The 17,877-nt window shown below is 70.8% G+C and carries 18 protein-coding genes; 10 read left to right on the top strand and 8 right to left on the bottom strand.

The window, feature by feature from the left end:
• Positions 1–14 precede the first annotated feature (14 nt).
• The 9 genes from paaZ (at position 15) to AC1DP3_RS07080 (ending at position 8,744) form a co-directional block, all read left to right on the top strand.
• Positions 15–2,093, top strand: coding sequence for a phenylacetic acid degradation bifunctional protein PaaZ (paaZ, locus tag AC1DP3_RS07040; RefSeq protein WP_477292439.1), 2,079 nt, complete (start codon positions 15–17; stop codon positions 2,091–2,093).
• The gene (gene paaI / locus AC1DP3_RS07045) at positions 2,090–2,497 is read left to right on the top strand and encodes a hydroxyphenylacetyl-CoA thioesterase PaaI (RefSeq protein ID WP_477292440.1); all 408 of its coding nucleotides are present in this window, start codon (positions 2,090–2,092) and stop codon (positions 2,495–2,497) included. Before paaZ ends, paaI begins: the two co-directional genes overlap by 4 nt.
• An 84-nt stretch (positions 2,498–2,581) precedes the next feature.
• On the top strand, positions 2,582–3,622 hold the full coding sequence (paaA, locus tag AC1DP3_RS07050) for a 1,2-phenylacetyl-CoA epoxidase subunit PaaA (RefSeq protein ID WP_477292441.1): 1,041 nt from the start codon (positions 2,582–2,584) through the stop codon (positions 3,620–3,622).
• Positions 3,619–3,924: a 1,2-phenylacetyl-CoA epoxidase subunit PaaB gene (gene paaB, locus AC1DP3_RS07055; protein WP_477292442.1), complete on the top strand. Its 306-nt coding sequence runs from the start codon at positions 3,619–3,621 to the stop codon at positions 3,922–3,924. The genes paaA and paaB overlap by 4 nt, the downstream gene beginning before the upstream one ends.
• Positions 3,921–4,790 carry a 1,2-phenylacetyl-CoA epoxidase subunit PaaC gene (gene paaC / locus AC1DP3_RS07060; protein WP_477292443.1) on the top strand — a complete coding sequence of 290 codons (870 nt, stop codon included), beginning with the start codon at positions 3,921–3,923 and terminating at the stop codon, positions 4,788–4,790. Before paaB ends, paaC begins: the two co-directional genes overlap by 4 nt.
• On the top strand, positions 4,784–5,278 hold the full coding sequence (paaD, locus tag AC1DP3_RS07065) for a 1,2-phenylacetyl-CoA epoxidase subunit PaaD (protein ID WP_477292444.1): 495 nt from the start codon (positions 4,784–4,786) through the stop codon (positions 5,276–5,278). Before paaC ends, paaD begins: the two co-directional genes overlap by 7 nt.
• Positions 5,278–6,483, top strand: coding sequence for a 1,2-phenylacetyl-CoA epoxidase subunit PaaE (gene paaE / locus AC1DP3_RS07070; RefSeq protein WP_477292445.1), 1,206 nt, complete (start codon positions 5,278–5,280; stop codon positions 6,481–6,483). The genes paaD and paaE overlap by 1 nt, the downstream gene beginning before the upstream one ends.
• A gap of 438 nt (positions 6,484–6,921) precedes the next feature.
• On the top strand, positions 6,922–7,917 hold the full coding sequence (locus AC1DP3_RS07075) for an NADP-dependent oxidoreductase (RefSeq protein ID WP_477292446.1): 996 nt from the start codon (positions 6,922–6,924) through the stop codon (positions 7,915–7,917).
• 56 nt (positions 7,918–7,973) lie between these two features.
• On the top strand, positions 7,974–8,744 hold the full coding sequence (locus AC1DP3_RS07080; protein ID WP_477292447.1) for an enoyl-CoA hydratase/isomerase family protein: 771 nt from the start codon (positions 7,974–7,976) through the stop codon (positions 8,742–8,744).
• Here AC1DP3_RS07080 and AC1DP3_RS07085 read toward each other — a convergent pair.
• A complete protein-coding gene (locus AC1DP3_RS07085; RefSeq protein ID WP_477292448.1) occupies positions 8,731–9,555 on the bottom strand; it encodes an alpha/beta hydrolase in 825 nt (274 codons plus the stop codon). The two genes, AC1DP3_RS07080 and AC1DP3_RS07085, sit on opposite strands and share 14 nt — an antisense overlap.
• A gap of 20 nt (positions 9,556–9,575) precedes the next feature.
• Here AC1DP3_RS07085 and AC1DP3_RS07090 point away from each other — a divergent pair, with 20 nt between their 5' ends.
• Entirely contained in the window at positions 9,576–10,571 is a 996-nt protein-coding gene (locus AC1DP3_RS07090; protein ID WP_477292449.1) for an SDR family oxidoreductase, read from the top strand.
• 67 nt (positions 10,572–10,638) lie between these two features.
• On the opposite strand, the gene AC1DP3_RS07095 is transcribed toward AC1DP3_RS07090, so the two are convergent.
• Genes AC1DP3_RS07095 through AC1DP3_RS07125 form a run of 7 tightly spaced genes read right to left on the bottom strand, consistent with a single transcriptional unit; the run spans position 10,639 to position 17,764 of the window.
• Positions 10,639–12,366: a D-apionate lactonase family protein gene (locus tag AC1DP3_RS07095; RefSeq protein ID WP_477292450.1), complete on the bottom strand. Its 1,728-nt coding sequence runs from the start codon at positions 12,364–12,366 to the stop codon at positions 10,639–10,641.
• A 1-nt stretch (position 12,367) separates the two neighbouring features.
• Positions 12,368–13,123 carry an SDR family NAD(P)-dependent oxidoreductase gene (locus tag AC1DP3_RS07100; protein ID WP_477292451.1) on the bottom strand — a complete coding sequence of 252 codons (756 nt, stop codon included), beginning with the start codon at positions 13,121–13,123 and terminating at the stop codon, positions 12,368–12,370.
• A gap of 8 nt (positions 13,124–13,131) precedes the next feature.
• Complete coding sequence (locus tag AC1DP3_RS07105; protein ID WP_477292452.1) at positions 13,132–13,995, bottom strand: phosphogluconate dehydrogenase C-terminal domain-containing protein; 864 nt, start codon at positions 13,993–13,995, stop codon at positions 13,132–13,134.
• Positions 13,992–14,786 (bottom strand): sugar phosphate isomerase/epimerase family protein, encoded by a 795-nt coding sequence (locus AC1DP3_RS07110; RefSeq protein ID WP_477292453.1) that lies wholly within the window; start codon positions 14,784–14,786, stop codon positions 13,992–13,994. Before AC1DP3_RS07110 ends, AC1DP3_RS07105 begins: the two co-directional genes overlap by 4 nt.
• Entirely contained in the window at positions 14,783–15,556 is a 774-nt protein-coding gene (locus AC1DP3_RS07115) for a triose-phosphate isomerase family protein (RefSeq protein WP_477292454.1), read from the bottom strand. Before AC1DP3_RS07115 ends, AC1DP3_RS07110 begins: the two co-directional genes overlap by 4 nt.
• Positions 15,556–16,026 carry a ribose-5-phosphate isomerase gene (locus AC1DP3_RS07120; RefSeq protein ID WP_477292455.1) on the bottom strand — a complete coding sequence of 157 codons (471 nt, stop codon included), beginning with the start codon at positions 16,024–16,026 and terminating at the stop codon, positions 15,556–15,558. The genes AC1DP3_RS07115 and AC1DP3_RS07120 overlap by 1 nt, the downstream gene beginning before the upstream one ends.
• A gap of 1 nt (position 16,027) precedes the next feature.
• On the bottom strand, positions 16,028–17,764 hold the full coding sequence (locus tag AC1DP3_RS07125) for a dihydroxyacetone kinase family protein (protein ID WP_477292456.1): 1,737 nt from the start codon (positions 17,762–17,764) through the stop codon (positions 16,028–16,030).
• Positions 17,765–17,877 lie beyond the last annotated feature (113 nt).

A 17,877-nucleotide genomic window follows, 5' to 3' on the forward strand; every position in this document is an offset into this window, starting at 1 on the left:
ACAGGGAGCGGAAGATGACCGGAGTGCTGCCGAGCTATCTGCAGGGGGAGTGGTGGGCGCCCGAGGGCCTCGGCGACTCGGGCGGAGCCCTGGTGCGCGATCCATCGACGGGGGACCCGATCGTCCGCGTCAGCGCCGAGGGGGCGGATCTCGACGGGGCGCTGGAGTACGCGCGCTCGACGGGTCAGGCATCCCTCGGCGCACTGACGTTCCATCAGCGAGCCGTGCTGCTCAAGGAGTTCGCGCTCGCGCTCACCGACCGCAAGCAGGAGCTCTACGACCTGTCGAAGCGCGCCGGTGCGACGCAGCGCGACGCCCTCGGTGACGTCGACGGCGGCATCGGCGTCCTCTTCACCTACTCGTCCAAGGGACGGCGCGAGCTGCCGAACACCACCGTCTACCTCGACGGGCCCGTCGAGCCGCTCTCCAAGGACGGCTCGTTCCTCGGCCGCCACATCTACACGCGGCTCCCGGGTGTCGCCGTCCAGATCAACGCCTTCAACTTCCCGGTGTGGGGGGCCCTCGAGAAGTTCGCGCCGGCGTTCCTGGCGGGTGTGCCGACCGTCGTGAAGCCCGCAACGCCCACGGCGTATCTCGCCGAGGCATGGGTGCGCATCCTCGTTGAGACCGGCAGCCTTCCCGAGGGGTCCCTCCAGCTCGTGAGCGGGAGCGTGCCCGACCTCTTCAGCCACCTGGGGCTGGGCGACACTGTGAGCTTCACCGGCAGTGCGTCGACCGCCGCACGCCTGCAGGTCGAGGCCGCGCCCGGCGTGCGCTTCACGAGCGAGACCGACTCCATCAACGCCTCGGTGCTGGGACCCGACGCGGTGCCCGGCACCCCCGAGTTCGACGCGTACGTCCGGCAGCTCGTGGTCGAGCTGACCACCAAGGCGGGGCAGAAGTGCACCGCCATCCGGCGGGCCATCGTCCCGGCGGCATCGGTCGACGCCCTCGTCGAGGCCGTGCGCGACAAGGTCGCCGAGCGCGTGGTGATCGGGGACCCCCACGCCGATGCGGTGACGATGGGGCCCCTCGTCTCGAGGGCGCAGCGCGACGAGGTGGTGGCCAGCATCCGGGCACTCGAAGCGGCGGGAGGGAGCCTGCTCCTCGGATCGACGGACGCCCCCGAGGTCGTGCGCGCGGACGGTTCGACCGGCCCCGCCGGCGACGGCGCCTTCCTCGAGCCGATCCTGGTGGGATTCGCGGATGCCGCGGCTCCGGCCGTCCACGAGATCGAGGCGTTCGGCCCGGTGGCCAGCGTCTTGGCGTACCGGACCCTGGACGAGGCGGCGGCGCTGGTCGACCTCGGCGGAGGGTCGCTCGTGACGAGCGTCGCGACCAACGACCCCGACGTCGCCACGGCGCTGATGACCCGGATCGCGGCGTTCAACGGGCGCGTGCTGTTCCTCAGCCGCGACACCGCGCGCTCCTCCACCGGGCACGGCGCGCCGGTCCCGCACCTCGTCCACGGCGGCCCCGGAAGGGCGGGCGGCGGCGAAGAGCTGGGCGGCATCCGCGCCGTCCTGCACTACATGCAGCGGACGGCCGTGCAGGGCTCGCCCGAGATGCTGACTGCGCTGACCGGCGTGTGGCACCAGGGGGCCGCCGTGCAGCAGGGGCGGCATCCGTTCCGCAAGTCGCTCGCTGAACTCGAGTTGGGCGATCAGGTGGTCTCGGCTTCGCGCGAGGTGACGCTCGACGACATCGAGACGTTCGCGCGGTTCACCGGTGACACGTTCTACGCGCACATGGACGAGGTGGCAGCCGAGGCCAACCCGTTCTTCCCCGGCCGGGTGGCGCACGGGTACCTCCTCGTGTCGTGGGCAGCCGGGCTCTTCGTCGATCCCGATCCGGGTCCGGTGCTCGCGAACTACGGCCTCGAGAACCTGCGGTTCCTCACCCCGGTCTCGCCGGGCGACACGATCCGGGTGATCCTCACGGCGAAGCAGATCACCCCCCGAGAGACCGACGAGTACGGCGAAGTGCGGTGGGATGCCGTCATCCTCAACCAGGACGACGGGATCGTGGCGACCTACGACGTGCTGACGCTCGTGGCCAAGCAGCAGGCGGAGTCGCTGGAGGACGTCCGATGACGGATGCCCCGACCCGGCGCATGATGCAGCGCGACAGGGCGTCGGCCGCCCTCGGGATGGTCGTCGAGGTCGATGAACCGGGAGTCGCCGTGGTCTCCATGGTCGTCCGCGACGACATGACGAACGGCTTCGGGATCACCCACGGCGGGTTCGTCTTCGCGGTCGCCGACACGGCGTTCGCGATCGCGTGCAACGACGACGAGATCGTGACCGTGTCGTCGGGCGCCGACATCTCGTTCCTGAAGCCCACCCGCGCGGGGCAGACGCTCACCGCTCGGGCGGCCGTACGCTCCGTCGTCGGCCGCTCCGGCATCTGCGATGTGGCCGTGACCGACGAGACGGGCGACGTCGTCGCGGAGTTCCGCGGGCGCTCGCTCACGACAGGACGTCGAGCAGACGGATGAGGCTTTCCGCGGCATCCGACTCGCGTTAGAATAACTGAACGATCGATCAGGAATGAGGCCGATCGCGGAGCGAGGAGGTCGACGATGACCAGCACAGCCGGTTCAGGAGTGCTCGAGGCCGACGTCGCCGAGGAGCAGCGGACGTTCGACGCGCTCATCGAGGCCGAGCAGCGCATCGAGCCCCGCGACTGGATGCCCGAGGCGTACCGCAAGACGCTGATCCGGCAGATCTCGCAGCACGCGCACTCGGAGATCATCGGGATGCAGCCGGAGGGCAACTGGATCACCCGGGCGCCGAGCCTCAAGCGCAAGGCGATCCTCATGGCCAAGGTGCAGGACGAGGCCGGCCACGGCCTTTACCTCTACTCCGCGGCGCAGACCCTCGGGATCACCCGCGACGAGATGACCCAGCAGCTGATCGACGGCAAGGCCAAGTACTCGTCGATCTTCAACTACCCGACTCCGACGTGGGCGGACATGGGCGCAATCGGCTGGCTCGTCGACGGGGCGGCCATCTGCAACCAGGTGCCGTTGTGCCGGGCGTCCTACGGTCCGTACGGCCGCGCGATGGTGCGCGTCTGCAAAGAGGAGTCGTTCCACCAGCGGCAGGGCTTCGAGATCCTGCTGACGCTCATGCAGGGCACCCCTGCTCAGCGCCAGATGGCGCAGGATGCTGTCGACCGGTGGTACTGGCCCTCGCTCATGATGTTCGGTCCGCCCGATGACGCCTCGCCCAACTCGGCCCAGTCGATGGCCTGGAAGATCAAGCGCTTCTCGAACGACGAGCTTCGTCAGCGGTTCATCGGGATGCTGGTGCCCCAGGCCGAGGTGCTCGGGGTGACCCTTCCCGACCCGGACCTCCGCTGGAACGACGAGACGGCCCGGTGGGACATGAGCGAGATCGACTGGACCGAGTTCACGGAGGTGCTCTCCGGCCGGGGACCGATGAACGCCGAGCGCCTCCGCAACCGTCGCACGGCCCACGAGGACGGTGCCTGGGTCCGCGAGGCCGCTGCCGCGTACGCGCGGAAGCAGGCCGACCGAGAATCGGCGGCCGCCGGCGCCGGCGCGGGCGCTGCCCCGGACGCCGACGCCGCCTCCGCGCGCGAGGCGGTGGCGTCATGACCAGTCCCGGCGCCTCGGAGCGCGAGACCTGGCCCCTCTGGGAGGTGTTCGTGCGCGCGAACCGCGGGCTCAGCCACGTGCACGCCGGTTCGCTCCACGCGCCTGACGCCGACTTCGCACTCCGCAACGCCCGCGACCTGTACACCCGCAGAGGGGAGGGCACCTCGGTGTGGGTCGTGCCGGCGGATGCGATCACGACGAGCGACCCCGACGCCAAGGGCGCCTTCTTCGAGAGCCCCGCGGGCAAGAACTATCGCCACGCGACGTACTACACCGCCTCGCAGGGGGTGCCGCACCTGTGACCACCCGCTTCAGCGCACCCGACCCGCACGGCGAGTCGGCCGTGACCGACCCGCACGGCAGCGTCACCGTCGACGAGCTCGCGCTCTCGTCCGAGCTCGCCGACCTCGGCTCGCGCCCCGCCTCGGCCGAGGTCGCCGAGTACGCCCTCTGGCTCGGCGACGACGCGCTGATCCTCGCCCAGCAGCTCGGCGCCTGGATCGCGCGGGCCCCCGAGCTCGAGGAGGACGTCGCGCTCGGCAACATCGCCCTCGACCTGCTCGGCCACGCCCGCTCGCTGCTCCGCTACAGCGGCTCGTGGGACGGCCGCACCGAGGATGACCTCGCCTACTGGCGCGACGAGCCCCAGTTCCGCAGCGCCTGGCTGTTCGAGCAGCCGAACGGGGACTTCGCGCAGACGATCGCACGCCAGCTGGCGGCATCCGTCTACTGGTTCGAGCTGTACTCCGCGCTGCAGGGCTCGGCAGACCCGACGCTGGCGGCGGTTGCGGCGAAAGCGGTCAAAGAGGTCGAGTACCACCGCGACCACGCCGTGCAGTGGACCCTCCGGCTTGGGGGCGGCACCGAGGAATCCCGACGACGGATGCTGCGGGCCGTCGCCGATGTGTGGCCCTATGTCGACGAGCTCTTCCGCGACGAGCAGCTCATGGACGCGCTCGCCGCCGCCGGCATCGCGGTGCTCCCGTCCGCGCTGCGCGCGGGCTTCGACGCCGTGATCGCCGCAGTGTTCGAGGAGGCCGAGATCGAGCTGCCCGCGAGCTTCGTGTCGTCCGGGGGAGGCCGGCACGGCAGTCACGCCGCGACACTCGGCTTCCTCCTCGCCGAGATGCAGGTGCTCGCGCGACAGCATCCGGGGGCGACATGGTGATCACGACAGACCGCACAGCCCTCGCGCATTCCATCGCGGCATCCGTCGCCGATCCCGAGGTCCCTGTCCTCACGATCGCGGATCTCGGCATCCTGCGCGGTGTCGACGTCGACGGAGAGCGTGTGACCGTCATGATCACGCCGACCTATTCGGGATGCCCCGCGGTCGACGTGATCCGCGACGACGTCATCCTCGCCCTCTCCGCCGCGGGGTTCGCCGAGGTCGAGGTGCGGCTGACGCTCGCGCCGGCGTGGACGACTGACTGGATGAGCGACGAGGGCAAGCGCAAGCTCGAAGCGTTCGGCATCGCGCCTCCGTCGGGTCGGGCTGCCGTGCGAGGTCCGATTCCGGTGCGGCTCAGCATCCGGTGTCCGCAGTGCGGCTCGCTCGACACGCGCGAAGTGTCGCGGTTCGGCTCGACGTCCTGCAAGGCGCTCTACGAGTGCCGGGCGTGCCTCGAACCCTTCGACCACTTCAAGGCGCACTGATGGCGTCTGAACTGATGGGCGGGGCCGGCGGGGCCGAGAGCGCCCGCATCGCCGAGAGCTTCCTCGCGAGCGCCGTCGGTGGTCCCCAGGGATCGCGGCACCGCGCACGCTTCCACACCCTGCGCGTCGCGGCGGTGCGCGCCCTGACGGATGACGCGGTGGAGGTGACGTTCGCGATCCCCGAGCAGCTGCGCGGCGAGTACGACTACCTGGCCGGACAGCACGTGGCCCTGCGCACCGTCCTCGACGGCCAGGAGGTGCGCCGCTCGTATTCGCTCTGTCGCGCCATCGACTCGGGCGGGGGAGGAGACGGGCCTCAGACGATCAGCGTCGCGATCAAGCGCGACCTGGGCGGACGCTTCTCGACGTGGGCTCAGAGCGAGCTGCGACCCGGCGATGCGCTCGACGTCATGAGCCCGCAGGGGAGCTTCACCTCGACGCTCGCCGATCTCGACGGACGGCATATCGCCGCGATCGCGGCGGGATCCGGCATCACGCCCGTCATGGCGCTGGCGGCCACGGTGCTCGCGCGCTCCGAGACGTCGCGGTTCACCCTCGTGTACACGAACCGCTCGACGACCGACGTGATGTTCGTGGAGGAGCTCTCCGAGCTGAAGGACCGCTACCCGACGCGGCTGGCGCTGCATCACGTGCTCTCGCGCGAGCAGCGCACGGCGCCGCTGCTGTCAGGCCGGATCGACGAGGAGCGGCTGCGCAGCATCCTGGACGCCCTCGTCTTTCCCGAGACCGTCGACGAGTGGTTCCTCTGCGGACCCTTCGATCTCGTGCAGCTGTGCCGCGACACTCTTGAAGACGTCGGCGTCGACCCCGCGCACATCCGCTACGAGCTCTTCACGACGGGAGAGCCCGGCGGCGCGACCCCCTCGACCGGCCGCCCCGTCGTCGTCCGCGAGGGCGAGCAGGTCTACCGCCTGGAGTTCTCGCTCGACGGCCAGTCCACGAGCGTGGAGAGTCCCGTCGACGCGCACGAGTCCATCCTCAACGCGGCGCTGCGCGTGCGTCCCGACGTGCCCTTCGCGTGCGCGGGGGGCGTCTGCGGCACGTGCCGCGCGCGGCTCGTCGAAGGCTCCGTCGCGATGACGGAGAACTACGCGCTCGAACCCGACGAACTCGAGCGCGGCTACGTGCTCACGTGTCAGTCGCATCCGAAGACCGCCCGGGTCGTCGTCGACTACGACGTCTGACCGCGCGCAAACGAGGAGATCCGCAGTCCCGAGGATGGAATCAGCCCGAATCCTCCTCTGTTCTGCAGATCTCCTCGGGAACGCGCAGCAAGCGCCTCCTGGCGAGCGAACGTCTGACCGCGCGAAAGCGAGGAGATCCGCAGTACAGAGGATGGAATCAGCCCGAATCCTCCTCTGTTCTGCAGATCTCCTCGGGAACGCGCAGCAAGCGCCTCCTGGCGACCGAACGTCTGACCGCGCGCAAGCGAGGAGATCCGCAGTCCCGAGGATGGAATCAGCCCGAATCCTCCTCTGTTCTGCAGATCTCCTCGGGAACGCGCAGCAAGGTCGCCCCGGCGAGCGCACCACTGCCCGAACAAGGTGCATCCAAACCGGCGCCGAGCCCGGAATAACCCTGTGCGGGCATCGGCGCCTGTCGAGGGCACAGTGAGGTGGATCATGGCGAAGAGAAGCGGGGATGCCGTCGTCGTCGAGTACGACTCGACCGGTGACGTGGACGTGCTGCAGGTCCGCACGCGACCTCAGGCGCCGCCGGGGCCGGGCGAGGTGCTCGTGGACGTCGTCACGTCCGGCATCAGTCACATCGACGGCTTCATCCGCGGCGGCGCCGAGGAGGCGTTCGCCGAAGATCCCTTCCCGCGAGGTTCGGGAAGTGACTTCGCCGGGATCGTCGCAGCGGTCGGCGAGGGCGTGCAGGGCTTCCGGCGCGGTGCCGACGTGATCGGGCACGTGCGCTCAGGCGCTCATGCGTCGGCGGTGACCGTGCCCGCCGCGGCTCTCGTGCACAAGCCCCGCAGCATCCCATGGGAAGTGGCCGGCGGGCTCTACCTGGCGGGCGCGACCGCCCTGGACACTCTCGATCAGCTGCGCATCGGCTCGGGCGACGCGATCGTGATCTCGGCCGCCGCAGGCGGTGTCGGAAGCATCGAGGCGCAGATCGCGCGCTTCCGGGGCGCCCTCGTCATCGGGACCTGCGGGGAGCGCAACTTCGACTACCTGCGCCAGCTGGGCATCAAGCCCGTCGTCTACGGACCGGGTGTGGCCGACCGGATCAGGAAGGCGGCGGACGGCAGGCCGATCACGGCGCTGATCGACAACTTCGGGCAGGACGGACGCGCGCTGGCAGAGGACCTCGGCGTCCCCGCCGTGCGCTACCGCTCCAGCGAGGACCGCCGCGATACGGAGCTGCGCCTGCTCGCGGACGACCCCGCGTCGGTCGGCACCGGCACCGCCCTGCTGCAGGGAGTCGCGGATCTGGCCGAGAAGGGCGCCTTCCGGCTGCTCGTGTCGGGTCTCTATCCGCTCGCCGATGTGTCCGACGCCTACACCGACCTCAAGCGGCTCCACTCGCGCGGAAAGGTCGTGCTCGCGACACAGCCCGTCACCACGGTCCGTACTCTGCGGGCCCGCGACGTCTGGGAGGCGGCCGGCTGAGAGCGGGGGCATACTCTCCTCATGACCTCCCTCGAGACGTCGGTGCGTGAGCGGGCATGATCGACCTGACTGTGACGGATGCCGTCGCCCACGTCGTCCTGAACAACCCGGCCAAGCTCAACGCCCTCGACGAGGAGGCGATCCGCGAGTTGGGTGTCGCCTACGCCGAGGCAGAGGCATCCGGGGTCCGCGCCCTCGTCCTCCGGGGCGAAGGGCGCGCGTTCTGCGCCGGGCGCGACATCTCGGAGGTCGATCCCGCCGACGACGACGTGCTGGGCTACCTCGGCGGCCTCGTCACCCCGCTCCTGCGGCGCATGGCGTCGTTCCCGGCGCCCACGTTCGCCGCGGCGCACGGCGCGTGCCTCGGAGTGGGGCTCGGCCTCTTGATCGCCACCGACGTGGTCTACGTCGCCGACTCGGCGAAGATCGGCTCGCCCTTCGCCGCGCTCGGGGCGACGCTCGACTCGGGCGGGCATGCGCTGTTCTTCGAGCGGCTCGGCGCGCACAAGACCCTCGACCTGATCTACACCGGCCGCCTCATGTCGGGCGCCGAGGCCGTGCAGTCCGGGCTGTTCTCGCAGGTGCTGCCGGCCGACGACCTGATCGCGGCGACCACCGCAGCCGCCGAACGCGCAGCCCAGGGAGCGACGCGAGCATTCCTCGCCAGCAAAGAGCTCGTCCAGCGCCTGCGGGACGAGCGGCTCGGGCTCTGGGACGCCCTCGACATCGAGAACGCGGCCCAGGCGGCGCTCTGCGACAGCGACGACTACCGCGAGGGCTTCGCGGCCTTCCAGCAGAAGCGCCCGCCCCAGTTCACGGGACGGTAGGCGTCTCGGGGGTTCCCCCGCGCGACACCTCGGCATCCGGCGGCAGCGGCGTGTCGATGGCCGCTGTCGCGGGGCGGACGGAGGCGTCGTCGCTCTCCTCCGCAACCGCGTCGTCGACGATGTCCTCCTGCTTCGACGCCGATCGCCCGGCGACCTCGAGCACGATGTCGATCACCTCGGGCCGGTCGAGCAGCCGGAAGTGCCCGCCGTCCTGGATCGTGATGTTCGTGGCGCCCTCGAGTCCGACGATCGTGGGGATGTGCGGATCGAACACGCCGGCGATCGTCGTGATGCGGGCATTCGTCTCGAGGTTCGCCTGCAGCATCACGGTCGTCGGATCCTTCGGCGAGAACGCGCGGAGCGTGCGCATCGCCATGTAGCGCGCGTACTCGGAGCCGGCGAACGGCGTGCAGATCGCGACCATCGAGGTGATCCGGTCGCCGGGGTCGAACTCGCTCATGACGTATTTGCCGATCAGACCGCCCTTGCTGTGGGCGACGATGACGACGTCACGGAGGTCCTCTTCCTCGAGGAAACCCGCGACGGTGCGGGCAGCATCCGCCACCGGCCGGCTGTTGCGGCCCAGTGCCGGAACGACATGAACCGGATGCCCGGCGTCATGCAGCGCCTCGATCACGGGGCCGAGGAACCCCCACGGCTCCCACACGCCGGGCACCACGACCACCGGGCGTCCGGTGCCGGATTCGAAGCTCTCGCGGCGGCCGGGGCGCAGCGTTCCGCGCACCTGCCAGTACGCCGCGTAGGCGTAGTCCTGGCCCCACCACGACAGGATCCGCCTCAGAGTCGCCATGAGAGGGAAGAATACTTGGCATGTCAGCTCAGCGAGTGCTCTTCATCGGCGGAACCGGAACCATCAGCGCATCGTGCGTCACCGACGCCCTGGGGAGAGGCCACGACGTCACGGTCCTCAACCGGGGATCCGGGCGCCGTGCGCTCCCCGACGGGGTGCGAGAGCTGGTCGGCGATGCGCGCGATCCCGAGGCGCTGCGCGCTGCGATCGGGGATGTCGAGTTCGACGTCGTCGCGCAGTTCCTCGCCTTCACGCCCGACCACGTCGCCTCCGACGTCGACCTGTTCCAGGGGCGCACCGGCCAGTACATCTTCATCAGCTCGGCCTCGGCCTACGACAAGCCCCCGCGGCGCGTGCCGGTCACGGAGTCGACGCCGCTGCGCAATCCGTTCTGGCAGTACTCGCGCGACAAGATCGCCGGCGAGGACTTGCTGATGGATGCCTATCGCGACGCGGGCTTCCCCGTGACGATCGTGCGCCCGTCGCACACCTACGACAAGGGTCTGCTGCCGACCATGGGCCACTGGACCGACATCGCCCGGATGCGAGCCGGCAAGCCCGTCGTGGTGCACGGCGACGGCACCACGCTCTGGACGCTGACGCACGCGAAGGACTTCGCGGTGGGCTTCACCGCGCTGCTCGGCCATCCCGACGCGATCGGCGAGGCCTACACGATCACCGGCGACCACGCGCCGAGCTGGAACCAGATCTACTCGTGGCTCGCCGCCGCCGCCGGTGTGGACGAGCCCGAGCTGGTCCACATCGCCTCCGAGACGATCGCGGCATTCCGCCCCGAGTCGGGCCCCGGCCTCCTCGGCGACAAGTCGCACACCGCGCTCTTCGACAACAGCAAGATCAAGGCTCTCGCGCCCGGCTTCGGAACCACGATCCGCTACGACGAGGGTGCCCGGGAGGCCGTCGAGCACCACGACGCGCACCCCGAGCTGCAGCAGATCGACGCGGATCAGGATGCCGCGTTCGACCGGATGGTGGCCCACGCGCGGTCGGCCGGCTGACTCCGGCGGGGCGTTCGGCGCTGCAGGGGGCGAGTGTCCCTGCCGCGGATGACGCCTGCGCTGCCCGTCAGAACGTGAGCGGGCGCCAGCCCTCCGCCGGCACGGCGACCGTCTGCTCGGCTTCTCCCACCGCCACTGTCACTTCGCGTGCCACGACGTCGAGGTTCGCGACGAGGATGATTGGACCCTCGGGTGAGTCGGCGCCGACGGCCCAGAGCAGCCCGTCGGGACTGGCGCCACGCAGGAGCGGGAGCCCCGAGAGGGCGACGAGGGCGCGCACCGCGTCGGCGACCGGGCGTTCGGCGCCGGCGTCGTCGAGCACTCCGCGGGGCCCCCACTCCTCGAAGTAGGCGACGGAAGCGACGCCCGGGACGGCGAGGGCCGCGGCGCTCGCGATCGTCCAGGCGGCGAGCTCGACAGCATCCTGCCGCTCATCATCCGCGTCGCCGAGGTGTGCGCCGTACCCGTGGGTGAGATCTGCGTCGTCGGGAACCGGCGGCGGGACCGTTGCCACGTTGTTGAACCGGGGACGAAGGGTCACCGGACCGACGTGCACCCGCGCCGCGCCCGCGAGCCGGACGGCCTGCTCGGCGACGAGCCGCTGCATCCCGATCGACTCGACGAGCTGCTCCGTCGTCGCGCTGTGGAACAGGGGAGTGACGCTGAAGACGATGCCGTCGAGGTCGCGGGGGATCCGGTCGCGCTCGCGGTTCAGCTCGGTGAAGTGCGAGCGCGCACCCCCGATCACCGGAAGGTCGAGCCCGGCCATCGCGAGTGCCGCACGGACGGCGGCGGCGGCAGCGGCATCGGTCACATGCGTCACCCGGTCGAAGGCGGCGAGGCGCAGAACCGGCAGTGCGGCCAGCCGCCCGACGAGCTCGTCGAGTGCTTCGGGATGCGCGGGGTCGAGCACGAGCCGCACATCGAGCGGACGACCGGATGCCGCGGCCCGATCGAGTGCGGCGTGCCGGCTGGGAGCGGCGAGATCGAGTTCGACGAGCAGGCTCTCGGTGACGGGGGCGTGGACGGGCTCGGGGTCGGCACCGGTCGAGGCGCCCACCGCGATCGCCGGGAACGGGCTGCCGGCCTCCGTCAGCAGGATCCGGTCGAGGTCGTCGCGGTGCGCGGGCGGCGCCGTGGCCGTCGCCCGCACGGAGATCGACTGCCCCACGTGCTCGCCGGCGGCGAGCGGGTAGGGAAAGGGCAGCGCCAGCGGCCGGGAGTACGTCTTGTACGAGGCATCCGTCCAGTTGCGCTGATCTTCCATCTCGAACGTGTCGCCGGCGAAGCGCACGTCGAGGTCGAGGCCGTCGTCGTGCCACGAGAGGCCGGCGATGTCGAGGGCGGGCTGATGCGGGCTGATGTCGATGGGATACGACGTGCGCTCGGTCGACCCGTCGCTGTGCGCGATCGCCAGCGGGCTGCCGGCGAGGCGGGGCGGGTGCAGCACGACGAGCCCTGTGCGATTGGTCTCGAATGCGGTGGCCGACTCGGCGTCGAAGCTCACGACGAGGACGTCATCGGCGGCGTCGACCAGGACGGTCCCGCGCAGCTCCGCGTCGAAGCCCGCGGTGTGGGCGAGGATCTCGAGCGTGGACGCCGTCTCGGTCACGCGCTCGATCACCCAGGCCGCCGTGTTCCAGTCGCGATCGCGCACCACGGCCCGGACGCTCCGGAGCACGGGCCGACCGTCGTAGGTGAGGTCGGCGAGCTCGTCGTCGCGCAGCTCGAGCGCCCAGAGCCCGCCCCGCCAGAAGCGGGACGGGGCGTGCGAACCGTGCCAGGCGTCCGTCATGTCAGAGCGTCGTCATCCCGCCGTCGACCGCGAACAGCGACCCCGTCGCGAAGGCGCCGTCATCGCTCGCGAGGTACACCATGATCCCCGAGACGTCGTCGGGTGCACCGGCGCGGCCGAGCGGGATGCGGCCGATGATCGCTGCCCGAGCCTCGGGGTCGGACGTGATGGTCGTGACGAGAGTGGTCTCGGTGTACGCCGGGACCACCGTGTTCACCCGGATGCCGCGATCGGCATATGCCGCGGCCACGGTGCGCGCGAGCCCGTGGATGCCGGCCTTCGAGGCGCTGTACGCCGTGAAGTCCCTTCCTTCGCCGTTCAGGCCCGTCGGGCTGCCGGTCAGGATGATCGACCCCCCGCCGTGCTGCAGCATCGATCGCACGGCGTGCTTCACCGTCAGGAACGTGCCCGTCAGGTTGATGTCGATCGTGCGGCGCCACACCTCCAGGTCGAGGTCGGCGGCGGCGGCATCGTGCCCGAAGAGCTGCACGCCGGCGTTGGCCACCACGACATCGGGTGCCCAGCCGGTGGCCTCCAGGTCGGCGAACGCGGCCTCGACGGCCTTCTCATCGGAGATGTCCATCACGGCGGCGCGTGCGCGCTCGCCGATCCCAGCCGCCGCGCGGGCTGCGGCATCCGCATCGCGATCCGCGATGACGACGCGCGCGCCTTCGCGGGCGAACCGTTCCGCCACGGCGAGGCCGATGCCCGTGCCCGCGCCGGTGACGAGGGCCGTCTTTCCTTCAAGTCTGCTCATGGTGTCTCTCAGCGCTCGATGTGGTCGAGGTGCAGCATCCGGGCGAGGTTGCGGTCGAGCTCGTCGTCGCGGAAGATCTTCTTCCAGTCTTCCTTGATGATGCTCTCGCGTCCGTAGTCCATTGCGATCAGGCAGGCGTCGCTGAAGGGGTTGTCGCCGCGCAGGCCGTTGGCGAGCGCGACCTGCGTGTGGCCGTACAGGATGCTGCGCGCCGCCCCCTCGGGGACGCCCATCGTGTGGACGGTCTCGTGGAGTGCCTCGTTCAGGAGAGCGCCGATCATGCACGCGACGGTCTCGACGAGGGTCGGCTCGAGCTGGGCGAGCTGCTTGATCGTGACCCAGTGCACGTCGATGACCGGTGCGTAGATCGCGCGGACGGTCGCCTCGACGACGGCCTTCTTGGCGGGGTCGTCGGACTCGACCGCCGCGATGGCGTCCTGCGGGGCGGCGATCCCGCCGAACGTGTCGGCCCACTCCTCCGGCGTCTGGCGCTGCAGGAAGATCGACGGGTGGCACGGGTGCGCCACGGCCTGGATGACGTCATCGCGGGTTGTGAGAAGTCCGGCGTAGGCGGCCGCAGGGTCGAGCGTCAGCACGATTGCGCCGGCCTTCACCTGCGGCACGAGGTCGGCGGTCACGGGGCCGAGTGCGAGGTCGGGAACGGCGAGGACGACGATGTCGGCATCCGCAACAGCGACAGAGGCGTCGGTCAGCTCGCGTCCCGCGTCGATCGTGCGCTGCTGTCCGGCGGGGGAGTTCTCGACGTAGGCGACGGTGTGATCGGTGCGCGCGAGGTTGTCGGAGACGCGCATCCCCATCTTCCCGCCCGCGCCGATGACGGCGATCCTGTACGTCTCGGTCGTGATGGTCATGATGTGCTCCTCAGGTAGTCGATGGTGGCGCGGGTCCATTCCCGCTCGATGCGGATGGTGGTCTCGAGGTCGCCCCGCCAGGGCAGCCAGTGCTCGACGATCTCGTCGATGCCTCGCTCGCGGGGGCGCACGGTCTCGAGCAGGTGCCCGTAGTCGTGCAGACCCGCCCCCATCGCCTCCCCGCTGTAGGTGAAGCCCACCCAGCCGGGTTGGCGGGCGAACGCGAAGTCCTTCACGTGGATGTTCACGGTGAGATCGGCGCTCCGCTCGACGCAGTCTCGGGGGAGCTCGAGGCGCGCGACGACGTTGGCGGGGTCGAGGCAGATCCCGAGCTGCGGGCTGCCGAACGACTCGACGAGTCCGACGAGGTCGGCGGTCGCCACCTGCTCGTACGTCTCGAGGGCGAGCGTGACGCCGGCGGCTTCGTAGGCGGGAAGGGCTTCGCGGAGCCAGGCGGATGCCTCGCCGAGCGTCGGCCGCGAGTCCGGGCCGTAGAGCATGCTGCGGACGAGTCGCGCGTCGAAGGCGGCCGCGAGGTCGAGGTAGCGCGTGAGGTGCGCGGGCTCGATGCCCTTGGTGCCGAGCTGAATGGTGAGGCCGAGGTCGCGGGCGGCGGCGGCTGAGTGCGCGATCTCGGGATCGCTCATGGCGTCGAGCGGGCCGTAGTCGCAGATCTGGAACAGGTCGACGCCGAGCTCGCGGGTCGCTTCGAGCGCGCCGTGGAGCGTGAGGGGCTCGGGCACCCGCTCCGAGTGCTGCCAGAAGAACGCATACGTGCCGAGGCCGATCATGCGGCGTGCCCCGATCGCACGGCGTGATCGGCGGCCTCGTCGAGCACGGCCATGAGGTTGTCGACGTCGTGCGCGAAGCGGCCGAGGAACAGGCCGTCCACCGCATCGGCAAGCTCGGTGAGCAGGCCAGGGCCCGCTGATCCGCCGTAGATCACGGCGCTTCCGGCTCGCTCGGGCAGCGCGTCGACCGCCGCGCGCAGCGCGCGGGTCACCGTGACGATGTGCTCCACCGGTCCAGGAGCCGGCGCGCCGATCGCCCAGACGGGCTCGTAGGCGACGATGACGGGGCCGGCGGGAGCGCCGGCGAGGTGACGCCGAAGCTGCGCGACCGTGGCGGCCGCGGCATCCGTCGCCTCCTCGCGGTCGTGCTCGCCCACGCACAGCACGGGCGTGATGCCGTAGGCCAGCGCGGCGGCGGTCTTCGCCCTCACCACGTCGTCGGTGTCCCCCAACAGGCGTCGCCGCTCGGCGTGGCCGACCTCGGCGACCCGCACGCCCGCCTCGGCGAGCTCCGCGGCTGTCACTTCGCCCGTGTACGCGCCGGGCTCGTAGGCCGAGACGTCCTGGGCTCCCACGAGCACGGGAGTGCCCGCGAACGCGTCGAGCGCCGGCAGCACTCCGAGGTAGGTCGGGATGACGAACAGCATGACGTCGCCCGAAGCCACCGCGGGGTGGCTCCGCCCGCGCTCAGCCACGCGCTCGCACCACTCGATCGCCTGACGATGGCCGAAATAGGCCTTCAGGCTGACTCCGACGACGGCTCTGGGCATCAGCAGGATCCGGTGGTCTCGTACTCGTCGATGACCGCGACCTTCTCGGCCGACGCCGACGTCGGGTCGAAGCGGTACGTGAGCCACTCGCGTACGAGCCGGCGGGCGAGCTCGATGCCCACGACACGCTGGCCCATCGTGAGCACCTGCGCGTCGTTCGAGAGCACGCTGCGCTCGACCGAGAAGCTGTCGTGCGCAGTGACCGCGCGGATGCCCGCGACCTTGTTCGCCGCGATTGCGACGCCCATCCCGGTGCCGCAGATGAGAAGGGCGCGATCCGCCTCGCCCTTCGCGATGCGCTCGGCCGCCTCGATTGCGACGCGCGGATAGGCCGTGTGCCCGTCAGCGGTCACGCCGACATCGACGACGGATGCGACACCCTCGTTCTGCTCCAGATCCTTCTTGAGGATCTCCTTGTAGTCGAAGCCGGCGTCGTCGCAGCCGACGACGATGCGCAGGGGATCTGCCATGTCAGTTCCTTTCCGTCGCGAGAAGCTCCGCCACCGCGGTCGCGATGAGGGCGAGCGAGTGGGCGCCGGGGTCGGGGGTGCCGACGCTGTTCTGGCCGTGCGTGCGGGCGCGACCCATGCGGGGGAGCAGCGCGGCGGTCGCGGCGGCCGCCCGGGTGGCCTCGGCGGCTGCCGCGTGCCAGGCGCCTGCCAGCCTCGCGCCTGCCCCGACCTCGCGGGTCAGGGCGACGCTGAACGGCACGAGGGCGTCGACCATCGTCTTGTCGCCCACCTCGGCTCTGCCGTACGCCATCACGCCGGCGCTGCCCGCGTCGACTCCAGAAGCGACGACGGATGCCGAGGGCCGGCCCTCGTCGCCGAGTGCGGCGGCGATCGACGACAGGATGACGCCCCAGAGTGCGCCCGAGGTGCCACCCGCCTTGTCGGACCAGCCGTCGGCAGCGCGGGCGAGCACCGTCCCGGCGCCGGCGCCGGCATCGAGGGCCGCACGTCCCGCGTCGAGCGCGGCGTGCGAGCCGCGCTGCATGCCGATGCCGTGGTCGCCGTCGCCGGCGATGGAATCGAGGCGGCCGAGATCCTCGGCGTTTGCGTCGATGACGGCGACGACGGTCTCGAGGACCGCGACCACGGTCGATGCCGCGGCGCGCGAGTCGTCGTCGGCGGGCGGGATCACCTCGAGCACGTCGTCGGCCTCGGCAGCGGCATCCCGTCTCGTCGCCGCGTGTACGGCGCCGCGGCGATAGGCCGGAGTGTCCACCGGGGTCTCCCACAGCTCGGCGAGCTCGTCGTCGAGCCAGAACAGGGTGAGCGAGACGCCCGCCATGTCGAAGCTCGTGCAGTACTCGCCGACGTGCGGATCGACGACCTCGATGCCCGCCTCCGAAAGCAGCTGCGATATCCGCCGGTACACGACGAAGAGCTCTTCGTACTTGAGGGATCCCAGTCCGTTGAGCACCGGCACGACCCTCGCGCCCTGCGGCGAGTCGATGTCCGCAGGCCGTTCGGCGTCGTCGAGAAGTCGCGACACAAGCAGCTCTGCGAGACCGTCGGCCGTGGGGATGTCGGTCTCATCGATGCCCGGCTCGCCGTGGATGCCCAAGCCGATCGCCATGCGACCCTCCGCCACAGAGAAGAGCGCTCGCTCGGCGCCGGGCAGCGTGCAGCCTGTGAAGGCGACTCCGAAGGATCGGGTGCGCTCGTTCGCGAGCCGACCGACCCGCGCGACGCCGGCGAGGTCGTACCCGGCCTCCGCCGCGGCCGCGACCGCGCGGAAGACCGTGAGGTCGCCCGCGATCCCGCGCCGCCGGTGCTTCTCGCCGGGCTCGGCGCTGACGATGTCGTCGGTGACCGTGACGGTCTCGCAGGGAATGCCCTCGGCGCGCAGCCGGTCCTGCGCCGCGTCGAAGTTGAGGACGTCCCCCGCGTAGTTGCCATAGCTGAAGAACACGCCGCCGCCGTTGTCGGCCGCCTTCGCCACCGCCACGACCTGCTGGGTCGAGGGCGAGGCGAACAGGTTACCCATCGCCGCGCCGTGGGCGAGGCCCTGGCCGACGAGGCCGCCGAATGCGGGGTAGTGCCCCGAGCCGCCGCCGATCACGACCGCGACCTGACCTCCCGGCGACACCGTGCTGCGGGCGACCCCGCCCTGCACACGCCGCACGCAGCGGCCGTTCGCCGCGACGAAGCCGTCGATCATCTCGTCCGCAAAGGCGGCAGGCTCGTTCCACAGGCGCGTCATCGACGCGCCCCCTGAGTGAGATCCACGGTGACTCCGAATCGATCGACGGGCATGTGCGTTCGGTCGAGTATGGCAAACCGGTTGACCAATTGCAATGTCCAAAACCCCCGGAG

This window comes from Microbacterium sp. P5_B6 (assembly GCF_056400345.1).

Bases quoted from the DNA above. Each gene is read 5' to 3' on its own strand.
- paaD (WP_477292444.1), top strand. From the start codon at position 4,784: ATGGTGATCACGACAGACCGCACAGCCCTCGCGCATTCCATCGCGGCA.
- paaB (WP_477292442.1), top strand. From the start codon at position 3,619: ATGACCAGTCCCGGCGCCTCGGAGCGCGAGACCTGGCCCCTCTGGGAG.
- AC1DP3_RS07120 (WP_477292455.1), bottom strand. From the start codon at position 16,026: ATGGCAGATCCCCTGCGCATCGTCGTCGGCTGCGACGACGCCGGCTTC.
- AC1DP3_RS07095 (WP_477292450.1), bottom strand. From the start codon at position 12,366: ATGACGGACGCCTGGCACGGTTCGCACGCCCCGTCCCGCTTCTGGCGG.
- AC1DP3_RS07110 (WP_477292453.1), bottom strand. From the start codon at position 14,786: ATGATCGGCCTCGGCACGTATGCGTTCTTCTGGCAGCACTCGGAGCGG.
- paaE (WP_477292445.1), top strand. From the start codon at position 5,278: ATGGCGTCTGAACTGATGGGCGGGGCCGGCGGGGCCGAGAGCGCCCGC.
- AC1DP3_RS07075 (WP_477292446.1), top strand. From the start codon at position 6,922: ATGGCGAAGAGAAGCGGGGATGCCGTCGTCGTCGAGTACGACTCGACC.
- AC1DP3_RS07115 (WP_477292454.1), bottom strand. From the start codon at position 15,556: ATGCCCAGAGCCGTCGTCGGAGTCAGCCTGAAGGCCTATTTCGGCCAT.
- AC1DP3_RS07100 (WP_477292451.1), bottom strand. From the start codon at position 13,123: ATGAGCAGACTTGAAGGAAAGACGGCCCTCGTCACCGGCGCGGGCACG.
- paaI (WP_477292440.1), top strand. From the start codon at position 2,090: ATGACGGATGCCCCGACCCGGCGCATGATGCAGCGCGACAGGGCGTCG.
- AC1DP3_RS07125 (WP_477292456.1), bottom strand. From the start codon at position 17,764: ATGACGCGCCTGTGGAACGAGCCTGCCGCCTTTGCGGACGAGATGATC.
- paaZ (WP_477292439.1), top strand. From the start codon at position 15: ATGACCGGAGTGCTGCCGAGCTATCTGCAGGGGGAGTGGTGGGCGCCC.
- AC1DP3_RS07080 (WP_477292447.1), top strand. From the start codon at position 7,974: ATGATCGACCTGACTGTGACGGATGCCGTCGCCCACGTCGTCCTGAAC.
- AC1DP3_RS07090 (WP_477292449.1), top strand. From the start codon at position 9,576: ATGTCAGCTCAGCGAGTGCTCTTCATCGGCGGAACCGGAACCATCAGC.
- paaA (WP_477292441.1), top strand. From the start codon at position 2,582: ATGACCAGCACAGCCGGTTCAGGAGTGCTCGAGGCCGACGTCGCCGAG.
- AC1DP3_RS07085 (WP_477292448.1), bottom strand. From the start codon at position 9,555: ATGGCGACTCTGAGGCGGATCCTGTCGTGGTGGGGCCAGGACTACGCC.
- AC1DP3_RS07105 (WP_477292452.1), bottom strand. From the start codon at position 13,995: ATGACCATCACGACCGAGACGTACAGGATCGCCGTCATCGGCGCGGGC.